At 72.6% G+C, this 14,519-nt stretch carries 13 protein-coding genes; 7 read left to right on the top strand and 6 right to left on the bottom strand.

Annotated features, from left to right (window positions below; all coding sequences use genetic code 11):
* Positions 1-118: 118 nt before the first annotated feature.
* A complete protein-coding gene (locus ACLQ3K_RS08945) occupies positions 119-832 on the top strand; it encodes a hypothetical protein (protein WP_425998652.1) in 714 nt (237 codons plus the stop codon).
* Positions 833-847: 15 nt separating this feature from the next.
* On the opposite strand, the gene ACLQ3K_RS08950 is transcribed toward ACLQ3K_RS08945, so the two are convergent.
* Together ACLQ3K_RS08950 and ACLQ3K_RS08955 are read right to left on the bottom strand one after the other, a co-directional pair.
* Complete coding sequence (locus ACLQ3K_RS08950) at positions 848-2,467, bottom strand: amidohydrolase (RefSeq protein ID WP_425998654.1); 1,620 nt, start codon at positions 2,465-2,467, stop codon at positions 848-850.
* A 3-nt stretch (positions 2,468-2,470) separates the two neighbouring features.
* Positions 2,471-3,931, bottom strand: a complete 1,461-nt coding sequence (locus ACLQ3K_RS08955; protein WP_425998656.1) for a purine-cytosine permease family protein — start codon at positions 3,929-3,931, stop codon at positions 2,471-2,473.
* Between the two features lie 128 nt (positions 3,932-4,059).
* Here ACLQ3K_RS08955 and ACLQ3K_RS08960 point away from each other — a divergent pair, with 128 nt between their 5' ends.
* The gene (locus ACLQ3K_RS08960) at positions 4,060-5,097 is read left to right on the top strand and encodes a LacI family DNA-binding transcriptional regulator (RefSeq protein WP_425998658.1); all 1,038 of its coding nucleotides are present in this window, start codon (positions 4,060-4,062) and stop codon (positions 5,095-5,097) included.
* Between the two features lie 34 nt (positions 5,098-5,131).
* Here the strand turns inward: ACLQ3K_RS08960 and ACLQ3K_RS08965 are convergent, their stop codons facing one another.
* The gene (locus ACLQ3K_RS08965; RefSeq protein WP_224649348.1) at positions 5,132-5,485 is read right to left on the bottom strand and encodes a sterol carrier family protein; all 354 of its coding nucleotides are present in this window, start codon (positions 5,483-5,485) and stop codon (positions 5,132-5,134) included.
* A gap of 132 nt (positions 5,486-5,617) precedes the next feature.
* On the opposite strand from ACLQ3K_RS08965, the gene purF reads away from it, so the two are divergent.
* Positions 5,618-7,180: an amidophosphoribosyltransferase gene (purF, locus tag ACLQ3K_RS08970; RefSeq protein ID WP_224649251.1), complete on the top strand. Its 1,563-nt coding sequence runs from the start codon at positions 5,618-5,620 to the stop codon at positions 7,178-7,180.
* 73 nt (positions 7,181-7,253) lie between these two features.
* Positions 7,254-8,330 carry a phosphoribosylformylglycinamidine cyclo-ligase gene (purM, locus tag ACLQ3K_RS08975; RefSeq protein ID WP_425998660.1) on the top strand — a complete coding sequence of 359 codons (1,077 nt, stop codon included), beginning with the start codon at positions 7,254-7,256 and terminating at the stop codon, positions 8,328-8,330.
* Between the two features lie 73 nt (positions 8,331-8,403).
* Here purM and ACLQ3K_RS08980 read toward each other — a convergent pair whose 3' ends face one another.
* The 3 genes from ACLQ3K_RS08980 to ACLQ3K_RS08990 all read right to left on the bottom strand — a co-directional run bounded on the left by ACLQ3K_RS08980 (position 8,404) and on the right by ACLQ3K_RS08990 (position 10,391).
* On the bottom strand, positions 8,404-8,604 hold the full coding sequence (locus ACLQ3K_RS08980; protein WP_224649256.1) for a DUF3073 domain-containing protein: 201 nt from the start codon (positions 8,602-8,604) through the stop codon (positions 8,404-8,406).
* A 135-nt stretch (positions 8,605-8,739) separates the two neighbouring features.
* Positions 8,740-9,378, bottom strand: coding sequence for an MOSC domain-containing protein (locus tag ACLQ3K_RS08985; protein ID WP_224649259.1), 639 nt, complete (start codon positions 9,376-9,378; stop codon positions 8,740-8,742).
* Positions 9,375-10,391 carry a YgfZ/GcvT domain-containing protein gene (locus ACLQ3K_RS08990; protein ID WP_425998987.1) on the bottom strand — a complete coding sequence of 339 codons (1,017 nt, stop codon included), beginning with the start codon at positions 10,389-10,391 and terminating at the stop codon, positions 9,375-9,377. The genes ACLQ3K_RS08985 and ACLQ3K_RS08990 overlap by 4 nt, the downstream gene beginning before the upstream one ends.
* Before the next feature lie 92 nt (positions 10,392-10,483).
* On the opposite strand from ACLQ3K_RS08990, the gene ACLQ3K_RS08995 reads away from it, so the two are divergent.
* The 3 genes from ACLQ3K_RS08995 to ACLQ3K_RS09005 all read left to right on the top strand — a co-directional run bounded on the left by ACLQ3K_RS08995 (position 10,484) and on the right by ACLQ3K_RS09005 (position 14,514).
* Positions 10,484-11,347, top strand: a complete 864-nt coding sequence (locus ACLQ3K_RS08995) for an aminodeoxychorismate lyase (RefSeq protein ID WP_336671033.1) — start codon at positions 10,484-10,486, stop codon at positions 11,345-11,347.
* Between the two features lie 60 nt (positions 11,348-11,407).
* Complete coding sequence (locus ACLQ3K_RS09000) at positions 11,408-12,790, top strand: amino acid permease (RefSeq protein ID WP_425998663.1); 1,383 nt, start codon at positions 11,408-11,410, stop codon at positions 12,788-12,790.
* A 218-nt stretch (positions 12,791-13,008) separates the two neighbouring features.
* The gene (locus tag ACLQ3K_RS09005) at positions 13,009-14,514 is read left to right on the top strand and encodes a cytochrome ubiquinol oxidase subunit I (RefSeq protein ID WP_224649265.1); all 1,506 of its coding nucleotides are present in this window, start codon (positions 13,009-13,011) and stop codon (positions 14,512-14,514) included.
* Positions 14,515-14,519 lie beyond the last annotated feature (5 nt).

Consider the following 14,519-nt stretch of genomic DNA (forward strand, 5'->3'; position numbering starts at 1 on the left):
GCGGAGCGCGGGGGCGAATGGAGTCATCGGGCCCGCCCGCGGTGTCGGGTCTTCACCGGCGCGGATGGGGGATGAACTATCCTCGACATCGTTGACGTCGAACCGATAGGGGATCTTCATGCGCGCCGTCCGTCGTTCCGCCCTGGCCGTCACGGCCCTCGCCCTCGCCGCCCCCGCGGCTCTGGCCCCGTCGGGCATCGCGTCCGCCGCGCCCGCGAAGCCGACCACGCCCGCGGCGCAGCTCCTGCTGACCCAGGGCGAGTTCCCCGCCGGCTACCAGGTGCAGAAGGTGAGCCCGAAGGAGCTGTCCGAGATCACCGACTCCGTCGGCACCGGCATCTCCGGCGCCCGCGTGACCCCGGCGCACTGTGCGCCGACGATCGACCGGGCGGCCCTCGGCCGTGCCGCGGGCATGCCGATCGTCGTGGCGGTCAACGAGGCGAAGCGGACCGCTCTGTCGGAGACGCTCTCCTCCGCCGGCTCGCTGGACAACGCGCTCCGCATCCCCGCCGGCTGCGAGAACATCCGCATCGAGATGAACCCGAAGCCCGGATCGGCCGACCGAGTCGTCATGAACGCCACTTCCGCGCCCGTCGCGCTGCCGGGCGCTCCGAAGGGCGCGCGTGCCGTGTTCACCCGGGCCACGGGCACCGTCACCGTCGACGGCAAGGACACCCGCTTCGTGCAGGAGCAGCTCATCGGCGGCGAGCAGGTCCGCGGCTACGCCGTGCTCCTGGTCTCGACCACGGTGAGCGACACCGGCCGCGCCGACCGCGCGGGCTTCACGCAGGCGCTCACCGCGGCGACGAACAAGGTCCGCACCGCGAAGTAGACGGCCCGCCGGGGCTCAGCGCCCGGCCACCGTCCGGCCGCCCACGACGGTCCGCGCGACCTTCGCCGTGAGCAGGGCGGCCTCGCCCGCGACGAACGGATCGGCGTCGAGCACGACGAAGTCCGCGGCCAGGCCGGCCCGGAGCGTCCCGGCGACGTCCTCCCATCGGCACGAGTACGCCGCGTCGCGGGTGCCGTGCCCGAGGGCTTCCGCGAGCGGCAGCGCCAGCTCAGGGAGGTTCGCCGGCAGCGCCGGGTCGATCGCCGACCGCCGGGTGGACGCGACGAACATGTTCGGTAGGGGCGGGTGCGGCGCCGTGGGGGCGTCGGAGCCGAAGGCCAGCACGGCGCCCGCGGCGGTGAACTCGGGCCACGGGTAGCCCCGCTCCACCCGGTGATCGCCCAGGTTGGCGCGCCAGGTCGCCTGGATCGCCGGATCGGCGTGCACGGGCTGCATCGACGCGACCGCGCCCAGCCGGGCGAGCCGCGGGACGTTCTCCTCCGCCACCGTCTCCAGGTGCTCGAGCCGGTGCCGCCGATCGAGCGGGCCGTTGGCCTCGATCGCCCGCTCGAGCGCGGTGAGCGCGATGTCGGAGGCCTCGTCGCCGATGGCGTGCATCGCCACCTGCAGGCCCGCGGCGTCGGCGGCCCGGACCACCGGCTCCAGGGCGTCCAGCGGCCAGATGGGGCCGGGCCGGCTGCCGTCGGCGAAGGGCGCCCGCATCGCAGCGGTGCAGCTGTCGATGACCCCGTCGACCATGATCTTGACGCCCGCGATCCGGATCGGCCCGCCCGCCAGCCGCTCGGCGTGCGCGCGGGCCTCGCCGACCTGTGCCAAGTCCGCCGCGGGGTCGCCCGTCGGCGCGATGAGCCAGTGCGCGGCGACCCGGATCCCCAGCCGGCCGTCGGCCGCGGCGCGCTCGAGGGCGGCGAGGTCGTCGCCGCGCATCCCCATGTCGACGGCGCCCGTCACGCCCGCCTCCAGGTAGGCGGCCACCGCGGCGTCGAGGGCGCGGTCCCGATCGGCGTCGGTGACCAGGCTCGCGAGGAAGTCCTCCGCCAGGCCCAGCGCCGCGGTCTCGTAGAGCATGCCCGTCGCCGCGCCGGCCGCGTCGCGACCGATGGTGCCGCCGACGGGATCCGGGGTGGCGTCGTCGATCCCGAGCTCCGCCAGAGCCGCGGTGTTCACCCAGATCGAGTGCATGTCGTTCGAGTGCAGGTAGACGGGACGGTCGGCGACCGCCTCGTCGAGCAGGTGCCGGTCGGGGGCGCGCCCGGCGAGCGGCTCGAACAGCCATTGCCCGCCGATCAGGCGCGGCGCGTCGGGGTGCTGCGCGGCGTAGGCGCGCAGCCGGTCCTGCAGGTCCGCCGCGTCGCGCGCGCCGAGCAGGTCGAGGTGTCCCAGCGAGGCACCGAGGTGGACGAGGTGCGTGTGCGCGTCGACGAAGCCGGGCAGGACGACGGCACCGTCGAGCTCGACGATCCGGAGGTCGGCGACGCCGCGGGAGTGCTCGTTGGCGGCGGCGTCGGCGCCGACGAAGGTCAGGGCGCCCGCGGACTCGACGAGGGCCTCGGCCCACGGCTGATCCGGGTCGGCGGTGAAGATCCGGCCGCCGCGGTAGAGGGTGGTGGACATGGTCTACTCCGTTGCAGGGGTGGGGAATCCGTAGAGGACTCGGGTGAGCAGGGCGTACAGGCCCGCGGCGACGAGGACGCCGACCGGGAGCGAGAGGTCGATCCCGCCGAGGGCGACGGCGATCGGCCCGCGGAATTCGACGGTGTGCGCGCACAGCAGGGCCAGGCCCGCCGCGGCGAGGACCGAGACGGCGCCGGCCACGTTCACGCCGCCCGTGAACCAGAACCGGGAGGCGGGCGTGACGTCGCTGAGCGCCACGCCGTCGTAGCGGCCGCGGCGCAGCACGATGTCGGTGACGTACACCGCCATGATCGGGCCGACCAGCACGACGAGCATCGACAGGGCGCTACTGATGGCGCCGAGGAAGTCGGACACGAACAGCGCGTACAGGGTCAGCAGTGCGCCGAGGAGGCCGGTCAGCGCGACCGCCCGCGCCCGGCTCAGGCGCAGCCCCACGGATTGCAGGGCCAGGCCGGCGCTGTACGAGGTGAGCGCGTTGTTGCAGACGGTGCTCACGATCACGGCGACGAGGAAGATCGGCACGAACCACGACGGGATCAGCGAGATCAGGCCCGCCTGCGGGTCGGACATGTCGATCGCGGTCGCGGCCAGCGCGCCCACCGCGACGAGCACGACGCCGGGGATCGCGCCGCCCAGGGCCGTCGCGGCGGCGACGGAGACGGGGCTGGTGTCCGCGGGCAGGTAGCGGGCGAAGTCCGAGCTGATCGTGTACGACAGCGGGGCGGCGGCCACCAGGGTGAGACCGCCGAGGACGGCGACCCACAGGTCGAAGCCGTGCAGCGGGGCGGGTTGCGCGAAGCCGAGGTCGGCCCGGGCCGCCACGAAACCCGACATGACCAGGAAGACGACCCCGAGGAGCAGCGACAGCAGCGGGTACAGCCGACTGATCACGCCCTGCCCGAAGACGGCGACGGTCACCGTCGCCGTGGCGATCGCCGCGATGACGACGAGCTCGGCCGGCGTGCCGAGCGGTACCCCGAAGTACTGCAGCAGGGTGTAGCCGACGGCGGCCGCCGCGGCCCAGTTGATGGCGATGTAGCAGACCGAGACGAACCAGCCGTTGACCGCGATCGCGACCCGGTTGCCGCGCACGCCGTACATCGCGCGGGTGGTGACCTGGCTCGGCGTGCCCGACACCGGCCCGGGGATCGCGACGATCCCCGTGACCACGGAGAACAGGCAGCCGACGACCGCGACGGCGATGGCCTGCCACAGCTCGAGGCCCATGAGCACGAGCGCCGCGCCGACCACGACGGACAGGTAGTTGATGCTGGGCGCGCACCACAGTGTGAACAGGTCGCGGGCGCGGCCGTGTCGCTCGGCGGCGGGGATGACGTCGATGCCGCGCGCCTCGACCCGGGGCCGGGACGGGGCCGCGCCGGGTGCGGGCGGCGCGGCGGGCACGGGCGTCCCCGACGGGGCGGGCTTCGGGATCGGCGTCATCGGGCCTCCACGGGATCGGTCGCGCCGCGCGGGGCGGCGGCGCTGTGTGGCGCGGATCACGCTAGGTAGCCAAATCGATTTGTACAAGGGAGCGGGCGAGAATTCTTCGCGGGGCTAGCGTGGGGGTCATGAGCAGCCGCCCGCGGATCGCCGACGTCGCCCGTCGCGCGGGCGTCTCGGTCACCACGGTCTCGCACACCTTCAGCGGCAACGGCGTCGTCGCCGCGGAGACGCAGAACCGGGTGCGCGCCGCGGCGCACGAGCTCGGCTACCGGCCCGACGTGCTGGCCCAGGGGCTGCGCCGCAACCGGCTCAGCGTGCTCGCGCTCGTCGTCCGCCCGCTGGACCGGATCGACCCCGGCGACCTCCACGGCGTCGACTACTTCCTCCGGCTCGCCGGCGCCGCCGCGATGGCCGCGCTCGACGCGGGCTACTGCCTCATGCTGGTCGGCGACCCCGCGCGGGACGACGCCCCGTCGGCCGCCCTCGCCGCCGAGGGGATCCTGCTGACCGAACCGACCCGCGACGACCCGCTGATCGACCTGTGCGAGCGCATCGGGACGCCGTGCGTGACCGTCGGACTGCCGCCGCGCGCCGACGGGACCTGGGACGACGGTGCGCCCGGGCACGTGGGGATCGAGACCGAGCGGATCACGCGCGACGTGCTCGAGCACCTCGCGGCCGCCGGCAGCCGGGCGATCGCCTTCCTCGCGGCCGACGAGCAGGACGAGTGGTCCTTGCGCTCGATCGAGGTGTACCGCGCCTGGTGCGCGGACCGGGGGATGCCCGCCACCGTGATCGTGCACGCCGACGCGCTCGGCGCTCTGGCGGGCGTCGACGCGGTCGACCGCTGGTTCCCGGAGGGCTCCGTGCCGGGCGTCGACGGTGTGCCCGACGCGGTGTACTGCCTCGCCGCCGCGCCCGCCGTCGGGGCGGCCGACCGGCTGCGCGCACTCGGCCACGCGGTGCCGGGCGCGGTGCGGATCGCGGCGGGCTCCGACGCCGAGGAGGCACGCGCCGCGGACATCACCGCCGTCGACCTGCAGCCCGAGGAGCTTGCACGGCGGGCGGTCACGACGCTGGTCGCGGCGCTGCGCGGCACGGACGCCCCCGGTCCGTCCGGCGGCGTCGGGCGACTCGTGCCCCGCGGCTCGACGGCGCGCTGAGGCGCTACCGCCGCGGGATCCACAGCCTCGGGATCTACAGGCGCAGGATCGGCAGGTAGCGGGCGATCTCGCCCGCGCGGGAGCCGCTGGCGGCCAGGTCGGCGGCCTCCGTCGCCTCGTCGACGGTGACCAGGCCCGTCGCGAGCCGCAGCCAGACGCGGGGCGCGCACTCCACGACGTTCGGGGGCGTCCCGCGGGTGTGCCGCAGGCCCTCGATGCACTGCACGGCGACGAAGGGCGGCACCCGTACCTCGACGGATCCGCCCGGCGCGTCCTGCGCCAGGGTGCGGGCCGTCGACCGGACCGCGGCGGCGATCGCGGCGCGCGGGGGAGCGGGCGCGTCCTCGTCGACGATCCAGTCCCGGACGGCCAGTACGGCGGCCCGCATCTCCGCCGGATCGATCGCCTTCGCCACGCGAACCCCCTGTCTCCGGGAAGAAACCTACTCGGCGATTCGTTTCCGCTGGCGGATCGGTCCTACAATCGGATCAGGCCACGCCCCCAGCCCCAGGAGTCAGCCGTGCAGCAGCTTCCGCTCAGCGTCGTCAACAACGCCCCGCTCGATGACGGTGAGGAGCAGGAGCCCCGGGAGGAGTGCGGCGTCTTCGGCGTCTGGGCCACCGGGGAGGATGTGGCGAAGCTCTCCTACTACGGCCTCTACGCCCTGCAGCACCGCGGCCAGGAGGCCGCCGGCATCGCCGTCGGCGACGGCCAGCAGGTCCTGGTCTTCAAGGACCTCGGTCTGGTCAGCCAGGTCTTCGACGAGCAGACGCTGAGCTCGATGCCCGGCCACGTGGCCATCGGCCACTGCCGCTACTCGACCACCGGCTCCACCACCTGGGAGAACAGCCAGCCGATCTTCCGCACCACCAGCGCGGGCAACGGCGTGGCGCTGGGCCACAACGGCAACCTGGTGAACACCGCGGAGCTCGCGGAGCGCGCCGTCGAGCTCGGCGTCGCCGGCGGGCGCCCGCGCAGCGCGGCCACGTCCGACTCCGACATCCTCACGGCGCTGCTCGCGCACGCCGCGGCCGACCGCACCCTGGAGCAGGCCGCGATGGAGCTGCTGCCCACGGTGAAGGGCGCGTTCTGCCTGACCTTCATGGACGAGCACACGCTGTACGCGGCGCGCGACCCGCACGGCGTGCGCCCGCTGTCGCTGGGCCGCCTCGACCGCGGCTGGGTCGTCGCGTCCGAGACCGCGGCGTTCGACATCGTCGGCGCCTCCTTCGTGCGCGACATCGAGCCGGGCGAGCTGCTCGCCATCGACGAGGACGGCGTGCGCTCCACCCGGTTCGCCGAGCCCACTCCGAAGACCTGCATCTTCGAGTACGTCTACCTGGCACGCCCCGACTCGGTGATCCACGGCCGGTCCGTGCACTCGACCCGCGTCGACATCGGCCGCCGCCTGGCCCGCGAGCACCCCGCCGACGGCGACCTGGTGATCCCGGTGCCGGAGTCGGGCACCCCCGCGGCCGTCGGCTACGCGCAGGCGTCGGGCATCCCGTACGGCCAGGGCCTGATGAAGAACGCCTACGTGGGCCGCACCTTCATCCAGCCCAGCCAGACCATCCGCCAGCTGGGCATCCGGCTCAAGCTCAACCCGCTGCGCGAGGTGATCCGCGGCAAGCGGCTCGTCGTGGTCGACGACTCGATCGTCCGCGGCAACACCCAGCGCGCGCTGATCCGGATGCTCCGCGAGGCCGGCGCCGCCGAGATCCACGTGCGCATCGCCTCGTCGCCGGTGAAGTGGCCCTGCTTCTACGGCATCGACTTCGCGTCCCCGGCCGAGCTCATCGCCAACGGCGGCGGTGCCGACTCCATGGAGGCGATGGTCGAGTCGGTGCGCGCCGCGATCGGCGCCGACTCGCTGGGCTACATCTCCCTCGACGAGATGACGGCCGCGACCGAGCACGCCGGCGAATCGATGTGCCGCGCCTGCTTCGACGGGGTCTACCCGATCCCGCTGCCCGAGTCGACCTCGATGGGCAAGGCGGTCCTGGAGAACATGCTCAAGGCGGGCACGCAGGGCGACCCGCTGCAGGCCGACAACGACAACGCCTCGGCGCTGCGTCGCCCCTGAGCACGCTCGTCCCGGCGGGGTCGTCGACTCCGCCGGGCGCCCGAGGGCTCCCGGTCCGGTAGCCTATGGATCCGTGACGGATTCCAACACCCACCCGCCTCAGGGTGCCTCGTACGCCGCTGCCGGAGTCGACATCGAGGCCGGTGACCGGGCCGTCGAGCTCTTCAAGCCGCACGCCAAGCGCGCGACCCGCCCCGAGGTCCTCGGCGGCCTCGGCGGATTCGCCGGCCTGTTCGCGCTCAAGAAGTACCGCGAGCCCGTGCTCGCCGCGTCGACCGACGGCGTCGGCACCAAGATCGCGGTGGCCCAGGCCATGGACAAGCACGACACCGTCGGCATCGACCTCGTCGCCATGGTGGTCGACGACCTCGTCGTGACGGGCGCCGAGCCGCTGTTCCTGCAGGACTACATCGCCGTCGGCAAGGTGGTCCCCGAGACCGTCGCCGAGCTGGTCGGCGGCATCGCCGAGGGCTGCGTCCGCGCCGGCTGCGCCCTGCTGGGCGGCGAGACCGCCGAGCACCCGGGCCTCATGGCGGAGGGCGAGTACGACCTCTCCGCGACCGGCGTCGGCGTCGTCGAGGCCGACGAGGTGCTCGGCCCGGACAACGTGCGCGCCGGCGACGTGGTGATCGCCATGAAGAGCTCCGGCCTGCACAGCAACGGCTACAGCCTGGCGCGCAAGGTGCTGCTCGACTGGGGCCACATGGACCTCGGCGGCTACGTCGAGGAGTTCGGCCGCACGCTGGGCGAGGAGCTGCTCGAGCCCACCGCCATTTACGCCCTCGACTGCCTGCGGCTCGCGCAGGAGACGCAGGTGCGCACCTTCTGCCACGTCACCGGAGGCGGGCTCGCCGCCAACCTCGGCCGCGTGATCCCCGAGGGCCTCGTCGCCGAGCTGGACCGCAACACGTGGAGCCCGTCGGCCGTCTTCGCGCTCATCGCCCAGCGCGGTCGCGTGGAGCAGGCCGAGATGGAGAAGACCTTCAACATGGGCGTCGGCATGGTCGCCATCGTCGCGCCCGAGGACGTGGACCGCGCGCTGGCCGTGCTCACGGCACGCCACATCGACAGCTGGGTCCTGGGGACGATCAAGAAGTCCGACGGTGCGGGAGATCGGGCCGTACTGAGCGGCTCGCACCCGAAGTTCTAGGAACGCCGTAGGCACCGTGACCCATGGTCACGGTGCCCAACGGCTCCGGTACGGAACGAGAAGGCGCGACGCGTCAGGCGCGGCGCCACTCCTCTTCGCGATACGGCTCCCCCGCGACGTCGCTCCACTCGGGGTGCGAGGCGATCACGTCCGCCTCGTCGCTCTCACCCGTCGTCAGCTCGTCCTGCAGCCTTTTCAGGTCAGTGCTGGGCGAGCTGTACTTGAGCTCGCGTGCAACCTTCGTCTGCTTCGCCTTTGCCCGGCCGCGGCCCATGGGGGACCCCCTTGCGCAATGAAGGGGCGGCCAGCTACCGGATTGCCCGGCGGGTGGCGGCCCCTTTCTCCGTTTAGTAATTCTTCCTGACGCCCAGTTTAGCGTGCTCGCGCCGATGGTGCTGCCGCCTGGGTGTCAGTCGGCGCGTTTGAGGGCCTTCGCGGCGTCCCGTTCGACCTTCGGGGGCAGGTCACCGGCCATGAGGAGGGCCCGCAGCCGGTCCGGCCGCGTCGCGCGGAACAGGTCCCGCACGGTCGCTCCGTGCTCCGGGACCTCCGCGACGACGATCGGGTCGCCCGCCGCCACGGGGCCGGGCGTGACGACGCGGAAGTAGGCGCCCGAATCGCCGCGGGCCATGAACCGCGCCAGCCAGTCGTCCTCGCCGGACCACAGCGCGAACGTGCGGCACGGGGTCCGGGGGATCGTCACCTCGAGCTCGAGCGTCGCCCCGACCCGCAGCCGGGTGCCGACCACGAGGTCGGTGGTGTCGCCGTCGAGGCGCAGGTTCTCCCCGAACCAGCCGGGCGGGAGGTCGCGGTCGAGCTCGTCGGCCCAGCGCCGCGCCTCGTGCTCGGAGTAGGCGTAGACGGCCTGCTCCTCGCCGCCGTGGTGCCGGGTGTCGCAGACGTGGTCGGTGACCGGGCCCAGCGGGCCCACGTCGACGGGGCCGTCGGCCGGCCGTTTGTCGATGGCGGTGCGCTGCTCCGGCTTGCGCGGGTCGAGCCGTCGTTCCTCGCCGACGACGCAGACCGCGACGACCCTGGTCGGCGTCACCGGCCGCGCAGCCGGTCGACCGCGGACCGTCCGGCCTGCTGCCCGGCGTCCGCGGAGGGCGTGACGTCGGTGTCGATCGCGGCGGCGGCGCCGCCGGCGTCGAGCTTCGCGTCGTCGGGGATCGAGCGCTTGATCAGGGCGAGGGCGATGGGCCCGTAGTCGGCGTGCTCGACGACGGTGCCGAGTCGCCCGACGGTGCGCCCGTCCAGCGTCACGGGGTCGCCCGTCGCGGGCCGCGCGTCGGCGGAGCCGTCGAGGTGCAGCAGCACGAGGCGGCGCGGGGGCCGGCCCAGGTTGTGCACCCGCGCGACGGTCTCCTGCCCGCGGTAGCAGCCCTTGTCGAGGTGCACGGCGGTGCCGATCCAGTCCACCTCGTGCGGGATGGTCTTCTCGTCGGTGTCGACGCCCTGCCGGGCGCGGGCGGCGGCGACCCGTCGGGCCTCGTAGGCCCAGGTGCCGGACGGGCGCGCCCCGGCGGCGACGAGGGCGGCGAAGTCCGCGCCCAGTCGCTCGCGCGGCACGATGAGGTTCACCTCGCCGGGCTCGGTGCGGCGGACGCCCTCCACCTGCGCGGCGACGGTCTCGGCCTCGGGCCCGATCACGGTGAGCACTGCGAGGTCGTCCCGCGCCTGCACCTGCACGTCGGCCCGGAAGACCATGCGCTGCAGGTACGTCGCGAGGTCCGGGCTGAGCGGAGCCTCCTTCGGCGCGAGCGCAGCGGGCTCGGTGTCGAGGTAGGTCGTGCCGTCGACGTCGATGAGGTGGAAGTGGTCGAGCACGCGACCGCTGCCGTCCAGGTTGAGGTTCTGAGTCGCGGTGCGATCCGGCAGGTGCGTCAGGTGCTGGCTGGTGATCGAGTGCAGCCAGGACAGGCGCTCGGGGCCGGTCAGGGTGATCACGCGGCGGTGCGAGCGGTCGATCACCGCTGCGCCGCGTTCGGCCGCGCGCTGCTCCCCGAACGGATCCCCGAAATGCCAGGTCACGCCGGTGTCCGGCGTGTCCTCGGGGTTCATGATGCCGGACGTGGAATGTTCTTCAGTCGACACTCCTCAAGCCTACCCCGCTGGCCGCGCGGCGCTTCGGGGCGTCGAATACTGTTGCCGCCATGGCATCCGTGGTGGTCACCCTGGACGGTTCCGTGCGCGCTCCCGACGCGCCCCTGCTGTACGCCGACGACCTCGGCGCGGTCCGCGGCGACGGCTGCTTCGAGACGGTCCTGGTCCGTGACGGCGCCCCGCTCAAGGGCCGCGCCCATCTCGACCGGCTGGGCCGTTCGGCCGCCGCGCTCGGCCTCCCGGCGCCCAACGACGGCGCCTGGTGGGCTGCGATGCAGCGCGCCGCGATGCTCTACGGCGAGGAGGCGGGGAGCGCCGAGGGCGCGCTGCGGCTCGTCTACACGCGGGGCCGCGAGTCCGCGCCCGGCACGCCCACCGCCTACGTCTCGGTCTCGCCGCTGCCCGACCGGGCGCGGCGCGCGCGGACCGAGGGGATCTCGGCCATCACGCTCGGCCGGGGCTATTCGACGGGGCTCGGCACCGACGCGCCGTGGCTCCTACTCGGCGCGAAGACGCTCTCCTACGCCGTGAACATGGCCGCCGCGCGGTACGCGGAGGAGCAGGGCGCCGACGACGTGATCTTCACCTCCAGTGAGGGCCGCGTCCTCGAGGCGCCCCGCGCCACCGTCGTGGTCGCCCGCGGCCGCACCCTCGTCACCCCGCCCGCCGAGCAGGGCATCCTGCCCGGCACCACCGCCCGCGCCCTGTTCGACGCCGCGGAGGACAAGGGCGTCGCCACCGCGGTGGAGCCGCTCTTCCCCGTGGACCTGGTCATGAACGACGGGGTGTGGCTGGTCTCGTCGATCACGCTGTGCGCGCGCGTGCACACGCTGGACGGCCGCGCCCTGCCCGACGCGCCCATGGACGCGACGGTCCGCTCCCTCATCGAGGCGGGAATCGCGAACACCCCCTAGCGCTTCCGGACAATCCGGGCACGGCCTGCGGCGGCGCCGCGACGGGCATAGCGTCGCGGGATGAGTACGCGCGAGGACACCGGCACCGAGGGCGATCAGCTCGGCACCAGTCTCAAACCCCGGCACATCACGATGATCTCGATCGCCGGCGTCATCGGCGCGGGCCTGTTCGTGGGTTCGGCGAACGCGATCAAGCTGGCGGGTCCGGCGGTGCTGATCTCCTACAGCCTCGCCGGGCTGCTCGTGATCCTGGTGATGCGGATGCTCGGCGAGATGGCGACCGCGCACCCGGACACGGGCTCCTTCTCGACCTACGCCGAGCGGGCGCTGGGCCGCTGGGCGGGCTGCAGCATCGGGTGGCTGTACTGGCTGTTCTGGGTGCTGGTGATCCCCGTCGAGGCGACCGCCGCCGCGGTGATCCTGTCGAAGACGGTCGGCGGCCCGCAGTGGTCGTGGGCACTGCTGGTGGTGGTGCTCCTCACCGTGACGAACCTGTTCTCCGTCGGCAACTACGGCGAGTTCGAGTTCTGGTTCGCGCTGATCAAGGTTCTCGCGATCGCGGCCTTCCTGGTGCTGGGCACGCTCGCGATCTTCGGGCTGCTGCCGGGCTCGGGGGTCTCCGGCGTGAGCCATCTCTGGGACACCGGCGGGTTCATGCCGAACGGGGCCGGGGCGGTGATCGCGGCGATGCTCACGACCATGTTCACGTTCATGGGCTCGGAGATCGTGACGATCGCCGCCGCCGAATCGCCCGAGCCGGCCAAGGGCATCACCAAGGCCGTGAACTCGGTGGTCTGGCGGATCTGCCTGTTCTACATCGGCTCGATCTTCGTGGTGGTGGCGCTCGTCCCGTGGAACACGCTCGACTCGGCGACGGGGTCGTACCAGGCGGTCCTGCAGGCCATGAACATCCCGGCCGCCGCGGGGATCATGGACGTCGTGGTCCTCGTAGCCGTCGCGTCGTGCCTCAACAGCGCGCTCTACACCGCCTCGCGGATGCTGTACTCGCTCGCGAGCCGCGGCGACGCTCCCCGGGCCGCGGGCCGGACCACCAAGCGGGGCGTCCCCGCCGTCGCGGTCCTGGCGTCGATGATCCTCGGCTTCCTCGCGGTGATCGGCAACTACGTGCTGCCCGAGAAGCTGTTCGGCTACCTCCTGGCCACGACGGGCGCGGTGGCCCTGTTCGTCTACCTGGTCATCGCGATCAGCCAGATCGCCCTGCGCCGCCGGGAGAGCACCCCGTCGCCGCTGCGCATGTGGTTCTTCCCGTGGGCGACGTACGCGGTGATCGCGTTCATCGTCTTCGTCATCGTCGCAATGATCGTCGACCCGGACCAGCGCAGCGCGGTCGGCCTGTCGACGGCGCTGGCCGTGATCGTGGTCGCCGCCAGCGTCGCGCATCAGAAGCGCATGGAACGACGGTCCGCCGTCACCTCGCGCTGAGCGCGGAGGGGCGTCGGCGAATCCGCCGTGCGCCCCGCGGGCGGGGCGCGGCGGGCCTACGGTGGACACAACGGGTTGGCCACCGTGCGCGGACGTGTGCTGTGTCTCAACACTTGGGATCGGAGGCGATCTCTACTACCATCGGTAGTAATTACTACTGAACGTAGTAGAAGGGTCGGCGACGACGCCGGCCCGACCCCTCGGCCCAGGGAGTACGCATGACCGCGTTGGACATCGCCCGCTGGCAGTTCGGCATGACCACGGTGATGCATTTCATCCTGGTGCCGCTCACGATCGGCCTCGCGCCGATGGTCGCCACCATGCAGACCCTCTGGCTGGTGACGGGGAAGCAGGCGTGGCTCAAGGCCACGAACTTCTTCGGCAAGCTCTTCCTCATCAACTTCGCCCTGGGCGTGGCCACAGGCATCGTGCAGGAGTTCCAGTTCGGCATGGCCTGGAGCGAGTACAGCAAGTTCGTCGGCGACGTCTTCGGCGCACCGCTCGCGCTCGAGGGGCTCGTCGCCTTCTTCATGGAGTCGACCTTCCTCGGCCTGTGGATCTTCGGCTGGACGCGGCTGCCGAAACTCGTGCACCTGGGCTGCATCTGGATGGTCGCGCTCGGCGTGAACGCCTCCGCCTTCTTCATCATCGCCGCGAACTCCTGGATGCAGCACCCCGTGGGCGCCACCTTCAACCCGGAGAAGAACCGCGCCGAGCTCACGAGCATCTGGGAGGTGCTCACCAACTCGACGACCCTCGCGGCGTTCCCGCACACCGTCTTCGGCGCGTGGCTCACCGCCGGCACCTTCGTCGCCGCGATCGGCGGCTGGTGGATGGTGCGGGGCATGCGCAAGGGAGATCCGGACGCGATCGAGCTGGCGCAGTCGATGCGTCCCGTCACCCGCTTCGGTCTCGGCGTCATGATCGTCTCGGCCGTGGGCCTGGGCATCACCGGCGACGCGCAGGCCAAGCTCATGTTCGAGCAGCAACCCATGAAGATGGCCTCGGCGGAATCGCTCTGCCACACCGAGACCGGCGCCAGCTTCTCCCTGCTCACCATCGGCACGCACAACAACTGCGAGTCGGTGACGCACGTGCTGCAGGTGCCGTACGTGACCTCCTTCCTCGCCAACGGCGACCCCAACTCGACGCTCAAGGGCGTCACCGAGTTGCAGGCCGAGGCCGTCGAGAAGTTCGGCCCGGGCGACTACCGCCCCAACCTCTTCGTCTCGTACTGGGCCTTCCGCGCGATGATGGGCTGGTCGATCGGCTCGGGCGTGCTGGCGCTCGCCGGCCTGTGGGTCACTCGCCGCGGCCGCGTCCCGAACCAGAAGTGGTTCAGCCGGATCTGCCTCATCGCGCTGCCCACGCCGTTCCTCGCCAACACCTCCGGCTGGGTGTTCACCGAGATGGGCCGCCAGCCCTGGGTGGTGGTGCCCAACCCGAACGGCGACCCGACGATCCGGCTCACCGTGGGGCAGGCCGTCTCCGGCCACTCCGTGACGATGATGGCCTTCTCGCTCGTCACCTTCGCCGCCGTCTACGGCACGCTCTACCTGCTGTGGTTCTTCCTGCTCCGGCGGTACGTGATCAAGGGCCCGAACCTGCACAGTCCGCTCGACCCGCCGCACGACGACGATGATCCGCCCGCCGACACCGACGCCCCCGAGGGCGCGGAGCCGGGCCGGAAGGCATCGTCGGACCACCTCTCCTTCGCGTACTAGGAGGC

This window comes from Tsukamurella sp. DT100, from assembly GCF_049844855.1.
Taxonomy (GTDB): Bacteria; Actinomycetota; Actinomycetes; order Mycobacteriales; family Mycobacteriaceae; genus Tsukamurella.

Bases quoted from the DNA above. Each gene is read 5' to 3' on its own strand.
- ACLQ3K_RS08945 (WP_425998652.1), top strand. From the start codon at position 119: ATGCGCGCCGTCCGTCGTTCCGCCCTGGCCGTCACGGCCCTCGCCCTC.
- ACLQ3K_RS08950 (WP_425998654.1), bottom strand. From the start codon at position 2,467: ATGTCCACCACCCTCTACCGCGGCGGCCGGATCTTCACCGCCGACCCG.
- ACLQ3K_RS08955 (WP_425998656.1), bottom strand. From the start codon at position 3,931: ATGACGCCGATCCCGAAGCCCGCCCCGTCGGGGACGCCCGTGCCCGCC.
- ACLQ3K_RS08960 (WP_425998658.1), top strand. From the start codon at position 4,060: ATGAGCAGCCGCCCGCGGATCGCCGACGTCGCCCGTCGCGCGGGCGTC.
- ACLQ3K_RS08965 (WP_224649348.1), bottom strand. From the start codon at position 5,485: ATGCGGGCCGCCGTACTGGCCGTCCGGGACTGGATCGTCGACGAGGAC.
- ACLQ3K_RS08980 (WP_224649256.1), bottom strand. From the start codon at position 8,604: ATGGGCCGCGGCCGGGCAAAGGCGAAGCAGACGAAGGTTGCACGCGAG.
- ACLQ3K_RS08990 (WP_425998987.1), bottom strand. From the start codon at position 10,391: ATGAACCCCGAGGACACGCCGGACACCGGCGTGACCTGGCATTTCGGG.
- ACLQ3K_RS08995 (WP_336671033.1), top strand. From the start codon at position 10,484: ATGGCATCCGTGGTGGTCACCCTGGACGGTTCCGTGCGCGCTCCCGAC.
- ACLQ3K_RS09000 (WP_425998663.1), top strand. From the start codon at position 11,408: ATGAGTACGCGCGAGGACACCGGCACCGAGGGCGATCAGCTCGGCACC.
- ACLQ3K_RS09005 (WP_224649265.1), top strand. From the start codon at position 13,009: ATGACCGCGTTGGACATCGCCCGCTGGCAGTTCGGCATGACCACGGTG.